Raw genomic sequence first — 16,627 nt, forward strand, 5'->3', positions numbered from 1 at the left:
CATCCGCGCCCATCCCTGCCACGGCTGCGACGACCGCGAGGACCACGCCCGCTGGGCCGAGCGGTACCACCGGCTGCTGCGCGACACCTCCCAGCCGGGCACTGTGCCCGGCGAGCCTCTTCGCGTGTCGGCCGCTACCGCATCACCGCTTGCCGGCCAGCTTCCAGGCGGCGGGCAGCGCGCCCATGGCCAGGGCGGCCTTGAGGGCGTCGCCGATCAGGAACGGCGTGAGGCCGGCCGCGATCGCGGCGCTGAGGGACATGTCGGCGGCGAGGGCCAGGTACGGGACGCCGACGGCGTAGATGATCGCCTCGCCCAGCAGCATCGTGCCGGCCGTGCGCAGCACCGAGCGGTCGGCGCCGCGGCGGGCGAGGGCGCCGACGACCGTGGCGGCGAGCAGCATGCCGAAGACATAGCCGAGGGACGGGGCGGCGGTGCCGGAGCCGCCCTCCGCGAACCACGGCACGCCCGCCATGCCGACCAGCGCGTACAGCGCGAGGGAGAGCAGGCCGCGGCCGGCGCCGAGGGAGGTGCCGACGAGGAGCGCTGCGAAGGTCTGGCCGGTCACCGGCACCGGGGAACCGGGCACGGGCACCGCGATCTGGGCCGCGACGCCGGTGAGCACGGCACCGCCCGCCACGAGTGCGACGTCCCGGACTCGGGAGGAGGGGATGAGGTCGGCGAGGACCTGCCCGGTGCGGGCGGGGGCGGCAGCGGTGCTCATGGGGACTCCGCGGTGGTGTGGACATGTCGGGACAGCGTGACGCTATCCCAGAGGGCCACAGGCGATCACGAGCAGCGCTCGACAAAGGCTGGATCGGCGGCTTGGTGGGCTCCCGACAAAGAATGGCGGGCACACCCGCCGCGAGGTGATACCGGTCACTGAGGTGGGGAGGCGGGGGTCACCGGGAGCGGCCCGCGCCCGCTGTGGGGTCCCGCCAAAGGCGACCGGGCTCCACCGGGCAACCGGACCATCACGTTCCGTATCGCGGGCGTCCGCATACTGGGCAGCCGCTGTCGCGGGGAAGGGGCACCGCCGAGACTGTGGGCGTTTTACCCCCGTCCCCCCACGCATTGGACGAGCCTCCAGATGTCCGACAGCACCACCACCGAGGCGCCGCCGCAGTCGGACGACGCCTCCCTCTCGCACGGCCTCAAGCAGCGCCACCTGTCGATGATCGCCCTCGGCGGCGTGATCGGCGCCGGGCTGTTCGTCGGGTCCGGGGCCGGCATCGCCGCCGCCGGTCCGTCGATCGTCGTCGCCTACACCCTCTCCGGCCTCCTCGTGATGTTGGTGATGCGGATGCTGGGCGAGATGTCCGCCGCGTATCCGTCGTCGGGCTCCTTCTCCGCGCACGCCGAGCGGGCGATCGGGCCCTGGGCCGGCTTCACCGCGGGCTGGGCGTTCTGGGTGCTGCTGTGCACGGCCGTCGGCCTGGAGGGCATCGGCGCCGCCCAGATCGTGCACGGCTGGCTGCCGGGCACGCCGGAGTGGGCGTGGGTGGCGCTGTTCATGGTCGTGTTCTGCGGCACGAACCTGGCCGCCGTGAAGAACTTCGGCGAGTTCGAGTTCTGGTTCGCCGCCCTGAAGGTCGGCGCGATCTCGCTGTTCCTGGTGCTGGGCGTGCTGGCCATCGCCGGCGTCCTGCCGGGCACCGACTCCCCCGGCGCCTCCCACCTGAGCGACTTCCTGCCCAACGGCGGCAACGGCCTGATCATCGGCCTGCTCGCCTCGGTCTTCGCCTACGGCGGCCTGGAGACGGTGACCATCGCCGCGGCCGAGTCGGAGAACCCGGTCAAGGGCGTGGCGAGCGCCGTGCGCACGGCGATGTGGCGGATCGCGCTGTTCTACATCGGCTCGATGGCGGTGATCGTCACCCTGGTCCCCTGGGACTCCGCCGAGGTGGTCGAGAAGGGCCCGTACGTCGCCGCCCTCGACGAGCTGGGCATCCCGGGTGCCGGACAGCTGATGAACGTGGTCGTGCTGGTCGCGCTGCTGAGCGCGATGAACGCCAACATCTACGGCGCCTCGCGCATCGGCTACTCGCTGGTCGAGCGCGGCCAGGGGCCGAAGGTGCTGGGCCTGGTGTCGGGCGGGGTGCCGCGGGTCGCGGTCCTCGTCTCCTCGCTGTTCGGCTTCGGCTGTGTGCTGCTCAGCTACTGGCGGCCGGACGACGTCTTCTCCTGGCTGCTGAACATGATCGGCGCGGTCATCCTGGTCGTCTGGATCTTCATCGCCGTCTCCCAGCTGCGGCTGCGCCGCCGGCTGGAGCGGGAGGCGCCCGCGAAGCTGGTCGTGCGCATGTGGGGCTTCCCGTGGCTGACCTGGGTGGCGCTGGCGGGCATGGCCGCGGTCTTCGTGCTGATGGCCCGTGAGCCGGACACGCGGGTGCAGCTGTACTCGACGGGCGGGATGACGCTGGTCCTGGCGGCCGTCGGCTACGCCTGGCAGCGGCGGCGGGCGCGCGGCTAGCAGTCGCTTCGAGCCTCGAAGGGCCCCGTACGGAGACGGATCCGTGCGGGGCCCTTTCGCGTGCCCCGGCACAGCCGGGACGCTTCTGCTGCTAGCGTGCACCTGCAAGCCTTTTGCAATAAGAGGTCGGAGGGGATCCGCCATGTCCGTCTACACGCTTCCTGAACTGCCGTACGACTACTCCGCGCTGGCCCCCGTGATCAGCCCCGAGATCATCGAGCTGCACCACGACAAGCACCACGCGGCCTACGTGAAGGGCGCCAACGACACCCTGGAGCAGCTCGCCGAGGCGCGGGACAAGGAGTCGTGGGGCGCGGTCAACGGCCTGGAGAAGAACCTGGCCTTCCACCTCTCCGGCCACATCCTGCACTCCATCTACTGGCACAACATGACCGGCGACGGCGGCGGCGAGCCGCTGGAGAAGGACGGCGTGGGCGAGCTCGCGGACGCGATCGCCGAGTCCTTCGGCTCCTTCGCCGGCTTCAAGGCGCAGCTCACCAAGGCCGCCGCCACCACGCAGGGCTCCGGCTGGGGCGTGCTGGCGTACGAGCCGCTCAGCGGGCGCCTGATCGTCGAGCAGATCTACGACCACCAGGGCAACGTCGGCCAGGGTTCCACCCCGATCCTGGTCTTCGACGCCTGGGAGCACGCCTTCTACCTCCAGTACAAGAACCAGAAGGTCGACTTCATCGACGCCATGTGGGCGGTCGTCAACTGGCAGGACGTGGCCAGGCGTTACGAGGCCGCCAGGTCCCGGACGAACACGCTGCTGCTGGCGCCCTGAGCCGCCAGGCCCCCTGAGACGTCCCGCCTCGTGATCGTCTTCTCACCCTTCACGGCGGCGGGCGGTATGAGGGAAGCCCCCGCGAGGACGTGACTCGCGGGGGCTTTCTGCGTCCCGGGTGCGTGTGACGGTCGGGGCTGGCGGGCGGCCCCGCCGTGCTGCCCGACCGGCACCGGGAGGTGCCGTCCGGGGCCGGGGCCGGGCTCCACAGCGGGACGGACACCACGGCGGGGCCGACTGGTCCCTCCGTGAGCCGGTCCGCGGGCCCGATCGGCGTCTTTGCGCGCGGCGGGCTTCCCGGTGGGAGGGGTTCCGGGCGACAGTGGCCCGCATGGGTCTTCCGAACAGGCGGTGTCCCAACTGCGGGGACACGGATCAGGACTTCCGGCCGCTCGACGACGCCGAGAAGGCGTATGCGCTGGGGCCGGGGCAGGTGCCCAGGGCCGATCTGGGCACCTACCGGCGCTGCGCCCGCGCGGGATGCGTGCGGGTGCAGTCCTACTTCAACTGGAGGACCGGCTTCGACCTGCCGGAGTCCTTCCGGAGCGCGGCCTCGTGAGGCCCGGACTCACAGGTTGCTGAAGTCGGGGCCCTTGGTGCGGGTGCGCTTGATCTCGTAGAAGCCGGGGACCGAGGCGACCGCGAGGGTGCCGTCCCAGAGCCGGGCTGCCTCCTCGCCCTTGGGGGCCGGGGTGACGACCGGGCCGAAGAAGGCGAGCTGCCCGCCGTCGGCGCCGGGGACGGCGATCACCGGGGTGCCGACGTCCTGGCCGACCTTGTCGATGCCCTCCTTGTGGGAGGCGCGCAGCTGGGGCTCGTAGGGAGTGGAGTCCCAGTGGTCCAGGAGCGACTCGGGCAGTCCGGCGTCCTTCAGGGCGGCGGCGACCGTCTCCCGGCCGGGGCCCTCGCCCTGGTTGTGGATGCGGGTGCCGAGCGCGGTGTAGAGGTCGCCGAGCACCTCGGCGCCGTGCTCCTCCTGGGCCGCGATGACGACCCGGACCGGGCCCCAGGCTTTGTTCTCCAGCATGTCCCGGTAGTCCTCGGGCAGCTCGTCGAGCTTGTCCTCGTTGAGGACGGCGAGACTCATCACGTGCCAGCGGACCTCGATGTCCCGCACCTTCTCGACCTCGAGGACCCAGCGCGAGGTCATCCAGGCCCAGGGGCACAGCGGGTCGAACCAGAAGTCGACGGGAGTCTTGTCCGTCATGTCTCTCCTCAGGGGCGTGCCGGACCGAGCATTTCTCCCGGGGCAACGCGGGAGGCGGCCCCGCCCATTCCCGGCTGCCGCCCGTCAGGGGCACATGGCAGGATCAGTGCTGTCCGCATACTGAACACCGTTCGAGGGAGTACCGCCCGTGCCCGGTCAGAATCTGTCCCGCGACGAGGCCCGGGAGCGGGCCGCCCTGCTGTCCGTCGACGGGTACGAGGTGTCGCTCGACGTGCGCTCGGCCGTCGGTGACGCCCAGGGCGAGGGGCCGCGCACCTTCCGGTCCGTCACCACGATCCGCTTCCGCTGCAACGAGCCCGGCGCGAGCAGCTTCGCCGACCTGATCGCGCCGAGCGTCACCGCGGTCTCCCTCAACGGCCGCGACCTCGACCCGAGCGAGGTCTTCGACGGCTCCCGGATCGCCCTGGAGGACCTGGCCGCCGACAACGAGCTGGTCGTCGACGCCCAGTGCGCCTACTCCCGCACCGGTGAGGGCCTGCACCGCTTCGTCGACCCGGAGGACGGCGAGGTGTACCTGTACACCCAGTACGAGCCGGCCGACTCGCGCCGGGTGTTCGCCAACTTCGAGCAGCCGGACCTCAAGGCGCCGTTCCGCTTCGAGGTGCGGGCGCCCGAGGAGTGGACGGTGTGGTCGAACGGGGCCGGTGAGCTCGCCGACGGCGTGTGGCGGTTCGCGGAGACGAAGCCGATCTCGACGTACATCACGTGCGTGGTCGCGGGGCCGTACCACTACGTGACGGACTCCTACGAGCGGGTGCTCGAGGACGGTACGCGGCTGGAGATCCCGCTGGGCGCGATGTGCCGCAAGGGTCTCGCGCCGCACTTCGACGCCGACGACGTCTTCCTGATCACCAAGCAGGGCCTGGACTTCTTCCACGACCACTTCGACTACCCGTACCCCTTCGGCAAGTACGACCAGGCGTTCGTGCCCGAGTACAACCTCGGCGCGATGGAGAACCCGGGCATGGTCACCTTCCGGGAGGAGTACATCTTCCGCGGGAAGGTGACGCGGGCGTCGTACGAGGGCCGTGCCAACACGATCCTGCACGAGATGGCGCACATGTGGTTCGGCGACCTGGTCACCATGGAGTGGTGGGACGACCTGTGGCTGAAGGAGTCCTTCGCCGACTTCATGGGCGCCTTCGCCAACGTCGGCGCGACCCGCTTCAAGGACGCCTGGATCACCTTCGCCAACCGCCGCAAGGCCTGGGCGTACCGCGCGGACCAGCTTCCGTCCACGCACCCGATCACGGCCGACATCCGTGACCTGGAGGACGCCAAGCTCAACTTCGACGGCATCACCTACGCCAAGGGCGCGAGCGTGCTCAAGCAGCTCGTCGCGTACGTCGGTGAGGACGCCTTCATGGAGGGTGCCCGCCGCTACTTCAAGCGGCACGCGTACGGCAACACGCGCCTCGGTGATCTGCTGTCGGTGCTGGAGGAGACCAGCGGCCGGGACATGGCCGCCTGGGCTCGGTCCTGGCTGCAGACGGCCGGCGTCAACTCGCTGACCCCGCAGGTGCTGCTGAGCGCCGAGGGCCGGATCGACGAGCTGGCGGTCGTGCAGGAGGCCGCCGAGTCGCACCCCGAACTGCGTCCGCACCGGGTGGCGGTGGGCCTGTACCGGCGTACCGGCGAGGGCGCGCTGGAGCGGTACGCGCGTGCCGAGGTGGACGTCGACGGGCCGCGCACGGTGGTCGCGGAGCTGGCCGGGGCCGAGGCGCCCGAGCTGGTCCTCGTCAACGACGACGACCTGACGTACTGCAAGACCCGCTTCGACGAGACCTCGCTGGCCACCCTGCGCGAGCACCTGGGGTCGCTGACCGACCCGCTGGCCCGTGCCCTGTGCTGGTCGGCGCTGTGGAACATGACGCGGGACGCGCTGCTGCCGGCCCGGGACTTCACCGCCCTGGTGCTGCGGTTCGGCGGGCGCGAGTCCGACATCGGCGTCCTGCAGATGCTGCACGCCTGGGCCGAGTCGGCGCTGGTGCACTACGTGGCCCCCGAGGGGCGCGAGGCCGTCGGCCGGCTGCTGGGCGAGGGCGCGCTGCGGGAGCTGCGCGACGCGGCGCCGGGCGGCGAGCAGCAGCTGGCGTGGGCGCGGTTCTTCGCGACGGTCGCCTCCGACGAGGCGGAGCTGCGGCTGCTGCGCGGGCTGCTGGAGGGCACGGAGAGGATCGACGGCCTGGACGTGGACCAGGAGCTGCGCTGGACGTTCCTGGAGCCGCTCGCCGCGCACGGCGAGGCCGACGAGGGCGTGCTGGCGGCCGAGCTGGCCCGGGACGACACGGCCTCCGGCAAGCGGCACCAGGTGCGCTGCCTGGCCGCCCGTCCGTCGGCGGCGGTGAAGGCGCAGGCCTGGGCGCAGGTCGTGGAGTCGGACGCGCTGTCCAACGCGCTGGTGGAGGCGACCATCGCGGGCTTCGCGCAGCCCTCGCAGCGGGAGCTGGTCGCGCCGTACGCGGAGAAGTACTTCGCGGCGATCGAGCGGGTGTGGAGCGAGCGGTCGATCCAGATCGGGATGGACGTCGTGCGGGGCCTGTTCCCGGCCCTGCGCGACTCGCAGGACACGCTCGACGCCACGGACGCCTGGCTGTCGGCCCACGAGAAGGCCGCGCCCGCGCTGCGCCGGCTGGTCCTGGAGGCGAGGGACGACCTGGCCCGGGCGCTGCGGGGGCAGGCCTGCGACGCGGCGGCGGCCACGCGGTAGGTCCTCCCCGGCACCCCGACCTCTGGCCAATGATTGGGCGTTCCGTCATCGTTACGGAATTCAGCCAATAGCAGCCGTAACCCCTGGCCGCACCGTTGCGGACCAGGGGTTTTCGGCATCCGAACACCCGTCCTTTAGGGCGGTCCTGTCCGGATTCGGCGATGGGCTTGTAACAGCGGTTAAGGGGCGGATCGGGCGCGGGAAGTTGCCGGTCATGACGCACAACACCCCGCTCTCCCCCCGCCCCCTCCACCACCTGGCCGACGGCAGGCGCCGCCTCATGACGGCCGCTCAGCTGCGGGCGCACGGTGTCTCGGCCGCCGAGGCCGACGAGCAGTGCCGCCCGGGCGGTCCCTGGCAGCAGCTCCTGCCGAACGTCGTCCTGCTCCACCCGGGCCCGCCCACCAGCGACGAGCGGCTGCACGCGGTCCTGCTGTACGCGGCCCGGGAGCGGTCCGCCGGCGCCACCGGGGTGCCGCTCCAGCCCGGCGCCGAGGGGGCCGCGTCCCCCGCCTACGCGGAGGCGGTGATCACGGGCCTGGCCGCGCTGACCCTGCACGGCTTCAGCGGCGCTCCCCCGCTGCCGTCCCTGGACGCCATCGACGTCCTGGTGCCGCGCACGCGCCGACTGCGTTCGACGGGGTGCGCGCGGATCGTGCGCACGGCCGCGCTGCCGGCCGCCGTGCCGGTCACCGGAGTGCCGGTGGCGCCGGTGGCCCGCGCCCTGGCCGACGCGGTGGCGGGGCTGACGGACGCGGGTGTCGTCCGCCGGCTGCTGACGGAGGCGGTGCGCGCGGGGCACTGCGAACCCGCCGCGGTGGTACGGGAGCTGACCCGGGCGCGGCTGCTGGGCCGGCCGCATGTGGTGGACGCCGTGGACTCGCTCGTGGCCGAGGGGCGGGCGATCGCGGAGCAGCGCCTGTACCGGATGGTGCGCGAGCACGGTCTGCCGGACCCGGTGTGGAACGTCGATCTGCGACTGCCCGGCGGCCCCCACCTCGGCGGTCTGGACGCCTACTGGCCGGAGCAGGCGGTGGCCCTGGAGCTGGACACCCGCGCGCACCGCCAGGAGGACGACGCGTTGTGGTCGGAATACGCCCGCAAGCGCGAGCACTTGGAACGACTGGGCATCACGGTCGTGCACATCACGCCGCGCAAGCTGCGGGAGTCGCTGGAGCACCAGGCGGCCGTGGTGCGTACGGCGTTGATGGCGGCCGGAGACCGGGAACCCGCCGCCTACGTCGTGGTGCTGCCCCGGTAGTGACGGACCGGGGCAGCATCCAGGAGGGGAGCGGAGGGACCGGTGGGCGCGATCGCCCGCCGGTCCCTCCTCGTGCGGACTCGGGTGGATTGTCACGGGCCACCCCTTTATGTCCCCGATGGCGTATGGCGGAAGTACGCCATGGCTCCCCGACGTCACGGACAACTCTCCCCAAACATCGATCCCTTGCGTAAGGCTGAGCGGTCGTCCGGGATCGCATTCCGGACCACTTCGGCCAGGGCCGATCGACCCCGGTCGTACACGCTCGTTCCTTCACCTTCAAGGGATGCAGATGACCCACACCCCCCAGCGCGAACCGATACCGGGCGCGAGACGCGCGGCCCGCCTGGCGATTGCCGCGGGTCTCGTCGCGGCGCTCTCGGCGGCCGGGCCGATACCCCTGGCCCTCGCGGCCGACGCCCCGGCCGCCGGCGCCCCCGCGCCGGCCGACGCCTCCGTCAAGTCCGCGCACGAAAAGCTCGGTTCGGACGACGCGGACCGGCTCGCCGAGGCCAAGGCCGACGGCACGAAGAGCGTCACGATGATGGTCGCCACAGCGCCCGGCCAGACCGAGCAGGTCGCGAAGGAGCTGGACGCCGTCGGCGGCGGCGCCGTGGGCCGGACCGACGACAAGCTCGGCTACGTCCGCGCCACCGTCCCCACCGCGAAGGCGGACTCGGTCATCGCCGCCGCCGCGAAGCTCTCCTCCGTGCACGGCATCGACCTGCGCGACGAGATCCCGCTGGACGACCCGACGCCGAGCGCGGACACGGCGAAGGGCGCCGCGACGAAGGGCCGCGCCTACCCGGCGCCGGACCGCCGGACGCCCGCCGAGAACCCGTACAACCCGTCCTTCGAGACGGGCGCCGTCGACTTCGTGAAGAAGAACCCGAAGGCGGACGGCCGCGGCATCACCATCGGCATCCTGGACTCGGGCGTGGACCTCGCCCACCCGGCGCTGCAGAAGACCACCACCGGCGAGCGCAAGATCGTCGACTGGGTCACCGCGACCGACCCGGTCGTCGACGGCGACCAGACCTGGCGTCCGATGCTGACCTCGGTCTCCGGTCCCGCCTTCACCTACGGCGGCCAGAGCTGGACGGCGCCCGCCGGCTCCTACCAGGTCAACGTCTTCCGCGAGGCGGTCACCGCCGGCGGCGACGCCAAGGGCGACGCGAACCGGGACGGCGACACCACCGACTCCTGGGGCGTCCTGTACGACGCCGCGGCCGGCACGGTCCGCGTCGACCTGAACAACAACCACGACTTCACCGACGACACCGCGATGAAGCCGTACAAGGACGGTTTCCAGGTCGGCTGGTTCGGCACCGACGACCCGAAGACGGACGTGGCCGAGCGCCAGCCGTTCGTGGTCGAGATCCGCAAGGACGTCGTCTACAACGGCGCCGGCGCCAAGGCCGACTTCGTCAACATCGGCGTCATCGAGTCCGAGCACGGCACGCACGTGGCCGGCCTCACCGCCGCTCACGGCCTGTTCGGCGGGAAGATGAACGGCGCGGCCCCGGGCGCGAAGATCGTCTCCTCGCGGGCCTGCTCCTGGTCCGGCGGCTGCACCAACGTCGCGCTCACCGAGGGCATGATCGACCTCGTCGTCAACCGCGGCGTCGACATCGTCAACATGTCGATCGGTGGCCTCCCGGCGCTGAACGACGGCAACAACGCGCGCGCCGAGCTGTACACGCGGCTCATCGACACCTACGGCGTCCAGCTGGTGATCTCCGCGGGCAACGAGGGCCCCGGCGCCAACACCATCGGCGACCCGGGCCTGGCCGACAAGGTCATCTCGGTGGGCGCGTCCATCTCCCGCGAGACCTGGGCCGCCAACTACGGCTCCGCGGTGAAGACGAAGTACGCGATGATGCCGTTCTCCTCCCGGGGCCCGCGTGAGGACGGCGGCTTCACGCCGACGCTCACCGCGCCCGGCGCCGCGGTCAACAGCATCCAGACCTGGCTGCCCGGCGCCCCCGTCCCGGAGGCCGGCTACGACCTGCCGGCCGGCTACGGCATGCTCCAGGGCACCTCGATGGCCTCCCCGCAGGCCGCCGGCGCCGCCGCGCTGCTGCTGTCCGCCGCCGAGCGGGAGGGCATCGACCTGACCCCGGCGAAGCTGCGCACCGCGCTGACCTCCACCGCCGACCACATCCCCGGCGTGCAGGCCTACGAGGAGGGCGCGGGCCTGGTCAACGTCCCCGACGCCTGGCGTGCGATCGAGCGCGGCGCGACCGCGCACGACTACACGGTCAAGGCGCCGGTCGACACCGCGATCGACCAGTTCCTGAAGACCCCGGGCCACGGCACCGGCCTCTACGACCGCGAGGGCGGCCTGAAGGCGGGCCAGAAGAAGACGTACGAGATCACACTGACCCGTACGTCCGGCGCCGACAAGGCGATCCGGCACGAGCTGCACTTCGAGAACAACGCCGGGCGCACCTTCCGGATCGTCGGCTCCGACGAGGTGAAGCTGCCGCTGAACAAGCCGGTGACCGTCAAGGTCGAGGCGCGGCCGGGCTCCGCGGGGCTCAAGAGCGCGATCCTGGAGGTCGACGACCCGCGCACCGAGGGCATCGACAAGCAGGTCCTCACCACGGTCGTGGTCTCGGCGCCGCTGAAGTACACCTTCTCCGCGAAGAACTCGGTGCAGCGCAACAGCACGCAGTCGTACTTCGTGACCGTCCCCGAGGGCGCCAAGACGCTCGAGGTGGCCATCGGCGGGCTGAAGGACAAGAGCCAGACCCGGTTCATCGCCATCCACCCGTACGGCGTCGCGGTCGACGACACCTCCACGCCGAAGTGCTACAACAACTACCTCGACGGCAACGGCTGCCGGCCCGACGTGCGCGCGTACGCCGACCCGCAGCCCGGCGTCTGGGAGATCGAGGTCGAGTCGCGGCGCACCTCGCCGCTGCTGGACAACCCGTACACGCTGGACGCCACCGTCCTCGGCGCCGACTTCGACCCCGAGGTCGTGACCGTGCCGGAGGCCAAGGCGGGCACCCCGGCGGCCGCCTCCTGGACGGTGACCAACCGGTACGCCGCCCTGGAGGGCAAGCTGGTCGGCGGCCCGCTCGGCTCGGCGAAGACGTCCCGCCCGTCGATCGAGCAGGGTGAGACCGCCACGACCACGGTCGAGGTGCCCGAGGGCGCCGCCTCGCTCGACGTCGCCATCGGGGGCGTCTCCGACGCGGCCGCCGACCTGGACCTGACGGTCTACGACCAGGACGGCGCCGTCGCCGGCCAGTCCGCCGACGGCGACTCGGAGGAGTCGGTGTCGATCGCGTCCCCGGCCGCCGGCACATACACCGTGGAGGTCGCGGGCTACTCGGTGCCGTCCGGCGCCACCGAGTACGACTACCGGGACGTGTACTTCGCCGCGTCCCTCGGCTCGGTCACCGTGGACGGCTCGGCGCCGGTGAAGCTCGGCACGGGCGGGACGGCGACGGTCACCGGCAGCGCGACCGCGCTGGCCGCCGCACCGGAGGGCCGTGAGTTCTTCGGCCGGGTCCAGCTGGTGAACGCCCGCGGCACGGTCGCGGGCCTCGGCAGCGTGCGGATCGGGACGGTCGTGCCGTAGTCCGGTACGGCACGACCGTGAGGGGGCGGGCGCCCGGTGGGGTGCCCGCCCCCTCTTCGTGGGGGGAGTCGTACGTCACACCGGGCCCGGCGCGCGGGTGCCGGCCGTCTCCCCCGGGCGGCGTCCGGAGCCGCCGCCGGCTCGGCGAAAATCTGTTCCCACAGCGGAAAGTCACCGCAACTTCCGGCCCGCGTCACCTCTCGAGAGGAATCCTCCAGGAGCGGGCGGCCTGCGACCGGCCGGCCGAAAGGCGGAGCTCAGGGGATTGCCCGTCCGTCCCTCGGGCAAACGATTGGACACACCGACCGGGATTCCGCACATGATGGAAGGGCCCCGCCCGCCCGGCCGGGTGCACGCACGTCACGAAAAGGAGTCACCGTGAGGGTCGGAATCGTCGGAGCCACCGGTCAGGTCGGCACGGTCATGCGCAGGATCCTCACGGAGCGGAACTTCCCGGTCACCGAGCTGCGCCTGTTCGCCTCGGCCCGCTCGGCCGGCAAGGACCTGGACGGTGTCACGGTGGAGGACGCGGCCACCGCCGACTACTCCGGCCTGGACATCGTGCTCTTCTCCGCGGGCGGCGCCACCTCCAAGGCGCTGGCCGAGAAGGTCGCCGCCCAGGGCCCCGTCGTGATCGACAACTCCTCGGCCTGGCGCCGCGACCCCGAGGTCCCCCTCGTGGTCTCCGAGGTGAACCCGCACGCGATCGCCGACCGCCCCAAGGGCATCATCGCCAACCCGAACTGCACCACGATGGCCGCGATGCCCGTGCTGCGTCCGCTGCACGCCGAGGCGGGCCTGGAGGCCCTCGTCGTCGCGACGTACCAGGCGGTGTCCGGCTCCGGGCTGGCCGGCGTGGACGAGCTGTTCGAGCAGGTCAGGAAGGTCGGCGACGACGCCCCGAAGCTCACCCACGACGGCTCGGCGGTGGAGTTCCCGAAGCCGGAGAAGTACGTCGCGCCGATCGCGTACAACGTGCTGCCGCTGGCCGGCTCGATCGTGGACGACGGTCTGCACGAGACGGACGAGGAGCAGAAGCTCCGCAACGAGTCCCGCAAGATCCTGGAGATCCCGGAGCTGAAGGTCTCCGGCACCTGTGTGCGCGTGCCCGTCTTCAGCGGCCACTCCCTCCAGATCAACGCCCGCTTCGCCCGCCCGATCAGCGTCGAGCGCGCCAAGGAGCTGCTCGCCGGCGCCCCCGGCGTCGCGCTGGCCGAGGTGCCGACCCCGTTGCAGGCGGCCGGCCAGGACCCCTCCTACGTGGGCCGCATCCGTCAGGACGAGACCGTGGAGAACGGCCTCGCCCTGTTCGTCTCCAACGACAACCTGCGCAAGGGCGCGGCGCTGAACGCGGTGCAGATCGCGGAGCTGGTGGCCGCCGAGCTGAAGGGCTAGTACCTGCGGGCTACCCCCGCCCGACCTCGTAGAGGAAGCAGCCGTACTCGACGGCCCGGACGTGGACGACCGCCACGGACGGGTCGTCGAACGCTTCCCGGAGGGCGTGGGGGAAGGCGCCGGGGTCCCCGATCAGCCGCCCGCCCAGGATGTGTCCGTCGGCGGAGTAGCGGCGCAGGACGCGGTGCGAGTTGGTGAAGGGCAGGCCGTCCGTCTCCGGGCCCGCGCAGTCCTCGGCGAAGGCGTGGACGAAGACCGGCCCCCGCTCGTCGTACGCGCCCGGGTCGGCGCCCGTCGCCGCCGCCCAGCGGCGCAGCGGCGCGTAGGAGACCAGGGCGATGCGCTCCCCCGGCACGCTGTGGCGCAGGCAGCAGCGCAGGGGTGAGCCGCCCTCGTCATCGGTCACGGGGACGGGGGCGCGGCCGGCGTCGTCGGTGTCGCGCAGTTCCTTGAGGGCGGCCGGGGGGACGGGCCGTACGAGGTAGCCGTTCATGGGTCCCAGCCTCACGCGCACGCGACCCGCGTACCGGCGGGAATTGGACATCGCGTTCGGGGTCGGCCACGTGGAAGGATGGCGCAACCCACACATAACGAGGAGATGACCGCGTGCCTGGCACAAACCTGACTCGCGAAGAGGCGCAGCAGCGGGCGAAGCTGCTGACCGTTGACTCGTACGAGATCGATCTCGATCTCACCGGCGCGCAGGAGGGCGGCACCTACCGGTCCGTGACCACGGTGCGCTTCGACGTCGCCCCGGGCGGCGGCGAGTCCTTCATCGACCTGGTCGCGCCGACGGTCCACGAGGTGACGCTGAACGGCGACACGCTCGACCCGGCCGAGGTGTTCCAGGACTCCCGCATCGCCCTGCCGGGGCTGCTGGAGGGCCGCAACGTCCTCCGCGTCGTCGCGGACTGCGCCTACACCAACACCGGTGAGGGCCTGCACCGCTTCGTCGACCCGGTGGACGACCAGGCGTACCTCTACACCCAGTTCGAGGTGCCGGACGCGCGGCGGGTCTTCGCGAGCTTCGAGCAGCCGGATCTGAAGGCGACCTTCCAGTTCACCGTGACGGCGCCCGAGGGCTGGACGGTCATCTCCAACTCGCCGACGCCCGAGCCGAAGGACAACGTCTGGTCCTTCGAGCCGACCCCGCGCATGTCGACGTACGTCACGGCGCTGATCGTCGGCCCGTACCACTCGGTGCACAGCGCCTACGAGAAGGACGGCCAGTCGGTGCCGCTCGGCATCTACTGCCGGCCCTCGCTCGCCGAGCACCTCGACGCGGACGCCATCTTCGAGGTGACCCGGCAGGGCTTCGACTGGTTCCAGGAGAAGTTCGACTACCGGTACCCCTTCAAGAAGTACGACCAGCTCTTCGTGCCGGAGTTCAACGCGGGCGCGATGGAGAACGCGGGCGCGGTGACCATCCGCGACCAGTACGTGTTCCGCTCCAAGGTGACGGACGCCGCGTACGAGGTGCGGGCGGCGACGATCCTGCACGAGCTGGCGCACATGTGGTTCGGCGACCTGGTCACCATGGAGTGGTGGAACGACCTGTGGCTGAACGAGTCGTTCGCCACCTACGCCGAGGCTGCCTGCCAGGCCGACGCGCCGGGCTCGAAGTGGCCGCACTCGTGGACGACGTTCGCCAACCAGATGAAGACCTGGGCGTACCGGCAGGACCAGCTGCCGTCCACGCACCCGATCATGGCGGACATCCGCGACCTGGACGACGTGCTCGTCAACTTCGACGGCATCACGTACGCCAAGGGCGCGAGCGTGCTCAAGCAGCTCGTCGCGTACGTCGGTGAGGACGCGTTCTTCGCGGGCGTGCAGGCGTACTTCAAGCGGCACGCGTTCGGCAACACCCGCCTGTCCGACCTGCTGGGCGCGCTGGAGGAGACCTCCGGGCGCGATCTGAAGACCTGGTCGAAGGCGTGGCTGGAGACGGCCGGCATCAATGTGCTGCGCCCGGAGATCGAGACGGACGCGGACGGCGTCATCACCTCCTTCGCGATCCGCCAGGAGGCCCCGGCGCTGCCCGCCGGCGCCAAGGGTGAGCCCACCCTGCGCCCGCACCGCATCGCGATCGGCGCCTACGACCTCGACGCGGACGGCAAGCTGGTGCGCGGCGACCGGGTCGAGCTGGACGTGGACGGCGAGCTGACGTCAGTGCCGCAGCTGGTCGGCAAGCGCCGCCCGGCGGTGGTGCTGCTCAACGACGACGACCTGTCGTACGCGAAGGTCCGCCTGGACGAGCAGTCCCTCGCGGTGGTCACCGAGCACCTCGGGGACTTCACCGAGTCGCTGCCGCGCGCCCTGTGCTGGGCGTCGGCCTGGGACATGACCCGGGACGCGGAACTCGCCACCCGGGACTACCTGTCGCTGGTGCTGTCCGGCATCGGCAAGGAGTCCGACATCGGCGTCGTGCAGTCGCTGCACCGCCAGGTGAAGCTGGCCATCGACCAGTACGCCGCCCCGACCGCCCGCGAGGCGCTGCTCACCCGCTGGACCGAGGCGACGCTGGCCCACCTGCGCGCCGCCGAGGCGGGCAGCGACCACCAGCTGGCGTGGGCGCGGGCGTTCGCGGCGACGGCCAGGACGCCGGAGCAGCTCGACCTCCTGGACGCGCTGCTCGACGGCACGCAGAGCATCGAGGGTCTGGCCGTCGACACCGAGCTGCGCTGGGCGTTCGTGCAGCGCCTCGCGGCCGTGGGCCGGTTCGGCGGCGCGGAGATCCAGAGCGAGTACGAGCGGGACAAGACGGCCGCCGGTGAGCGCCACGCCGCCACCGCGCGGGCCGCCCGTCCGACCGAGGCGGCCAAGGCGGAGGCCTGGGAGTCGGTCGTGGAGTCCGACAAGCTGCCGAACGCCGTGCAGGAGGCGGTCATCGCCGGCTTCGTCCAGACGGACCAGCGCGAGCTGCTGGCGCCGTACACGGAGCGGTACTTCGAGGCGCTCAAGGGCGTCTGGGACTCCCGTTCGCACGAGATCGCCCAGCAGATCGCGGTCGGCCTGTACCCGGCCGTGCAGGTGTCCCCGGAGACCCTGGACCGCACGGACGCCTGGCTGTCCTCCGCCGAGCCGAACGCGGCCCTGCGCCGGCTGGTCTCGGAGTCCCGCTCGGGCATCGAGCGCGCCCTGAAGGCCCAGGCGGCCGACGCGGCGGCGGCCGAGTAGCGAC

11 protein-coding genes are annotated in these 16,627 nt (G+C 71.9%); 8 read left to right on the plus strand and 3 right to left on the minus strand.

What is annotated here, in order from left to right:
* Positions 1-142: 142 nt before the first annotated feature.
* Positions 143-724, minus strand: coding sequence for a biotin transporter BioY (locus AB0E77_RS31000; protein ID WP_361577301.1), 582 nt, complete (start codon positions 722-724; stop codon positions 143-145).
* Positions 725-1,090: 366 nt separating this feature from the next.
* On the opposite strand from AB0E77_RS31000, the gene AB0E77_RS31005 reads away from it, so the two are divergent.
* The 3 genes from AB0E77_RS31005 (at position 1,091) to AB0E77_RS31015 (ending at position 3,816) form a co-directional block, all read left to right on the plus strand.
* Positions 1,091-2,473, plus strand: a complete 1,383-nt coding sequence (locus AB0E77_RS31005; protein WP_361577302.1) for an amino acid permease — start codon at positions 1,091-1,093, stop codon at positions 2,471-2,473.
* 142 nt (positions 2,474-2,615) lie between these two features.
* Positions 2,616-3,257, plus strand: coding sequence for a superoxide dismutase (locus AB0E77_RS31010; RefSeq protein WP_361577305.1), 642 nt, complete (start codon positions 2,616-2,618; stop codon positions 3,255-3,257).
* A gap of 331 nt (positions 3,258-3,588) precedes the next feature.
* A complete protein-coding gene (locus AB0E77_RS31015) occupies positions 3,589-3,816 on the plus strand; it encodes a hypothetical protein (RefSeq protein WP_361577308.1) in 228 nt (75 codons plus the stop codon).
* A 9-nt stretch (positions 3,817-3,825) separates the two neighbouring features.
* Here AB0E77_RS31015 and AB0E77_RS31020 read toward each other — a convergent pair whose 3' ends face one another.
* On the minus strand, positions 3,826-4,464 hold the full coding sequence (locus AB0E77_RS31020; RefSeq protein ID WP_361577311.1) for a DsbA family protein: 639 nt from the start codon (positions 4,462-4,464) through the stop codon (positions 3,826-3,828).
* A 148-nt stretch (positions 4,465-4,612) separates the two neighbouring features.
* Between AB0E77_RS31020 and pepN (AB0E77_RS31025) the strand changes: the two genes are divergently transcribed.
* The 4 genes from pepN (AB0E77_RS31025) (at position 4,613) to AB0E77_RS31040 (ending at position 13,443) form a co-directional block, all read left to right on the plus strand.
* A complete protein-coding gene (gene pepN, locus AB0E77_RS31025; protein WP_361577314.1) occupies positions 4,613-7,195 on the plus strand; it encodes an aminopeptidase N in 2,583 nt (860 codons plus the stop codon).
* 214 nt (positions 7,196-7,409) lie between these two features.
* Positions 7,410-8,456 (plus strand): hypothetical protein, encoded by a 1,047-nt coding sequence (locus tag AB0E77_RS31030; protein ID WP_361577317.1) that lies wholly within the window; start codon positions 7,410-7,412, stop codon positions 8,454-8,456.
* 292 nt (positions 8,457-8,748) lie between these two features.
* Complete coding sequence (locus tag AB0E77_RS31035; protein ID WP_361577320.1) at positions 8,749-12,048, plus strand: S8 family serine peptidase; 3,300 nt, start codon at positions 8,749-8,751, stop codon at positions 12,046-12,048.
* A gap of 378 nt (positions 12,049-12,426) precedes the next feature.
* Complete coding sequence (locus AB0E77_RS31040) at positions 12,427-13,443, plus strand: aspartate-semialdehyde dehydrogenase (RefSeq protein WP_361577323.1); 1,017 nt, start codon at positions 12,427-12,429, stop codon at positions 13,441-13,443.
* Between the two features lie 10 nt (positions 13,444-13,453).
* On the opposite strand, the gene AB0E77_RS31045 is transcribed toward AB0E77_RS31040, so the two are convergent.
* Complete coding sequence (locus AB0E77_RS31045) at positions 13,454-13,936, minus strand: DUF1203 domain-containing protein (protein WP_361577325.1); 483 nt, start codon at positions 13,934-13,936, stop codon at positions 13,454-13,456.
* A 113-nt stretch (positions 13,937-14,049) separates the two neighbouring features.
* On the opposite strand from AB0E77_RS31045, the gene pepN (AB0E77_RS31050) reads away from it, so the two are divergent.
* Positions 14,050-16,623: an aminopeptidase N gene (gene pepN, locus AB0E77_RS31050; RefSeq protein WP_361577328.1), complete on the plus strand. Its 2,574-nt coding sequence runs from the start codon at positions 14,050-14,052 to the stop codon at positions 16,621-16,623.
* Positions 16,624-16,627 lie beyond the last annotated feature (4 nt).

The sequence above is a fragment of the Streptomyces sp. NPDC032940 genome (assembly GCF_040636935.1).
Classification (GTDB): domain Bacteria; phylum Actinomycetota; class Actinomycetes; order Streptomycetales; family Streptomycetaceae; genus Streptomyces.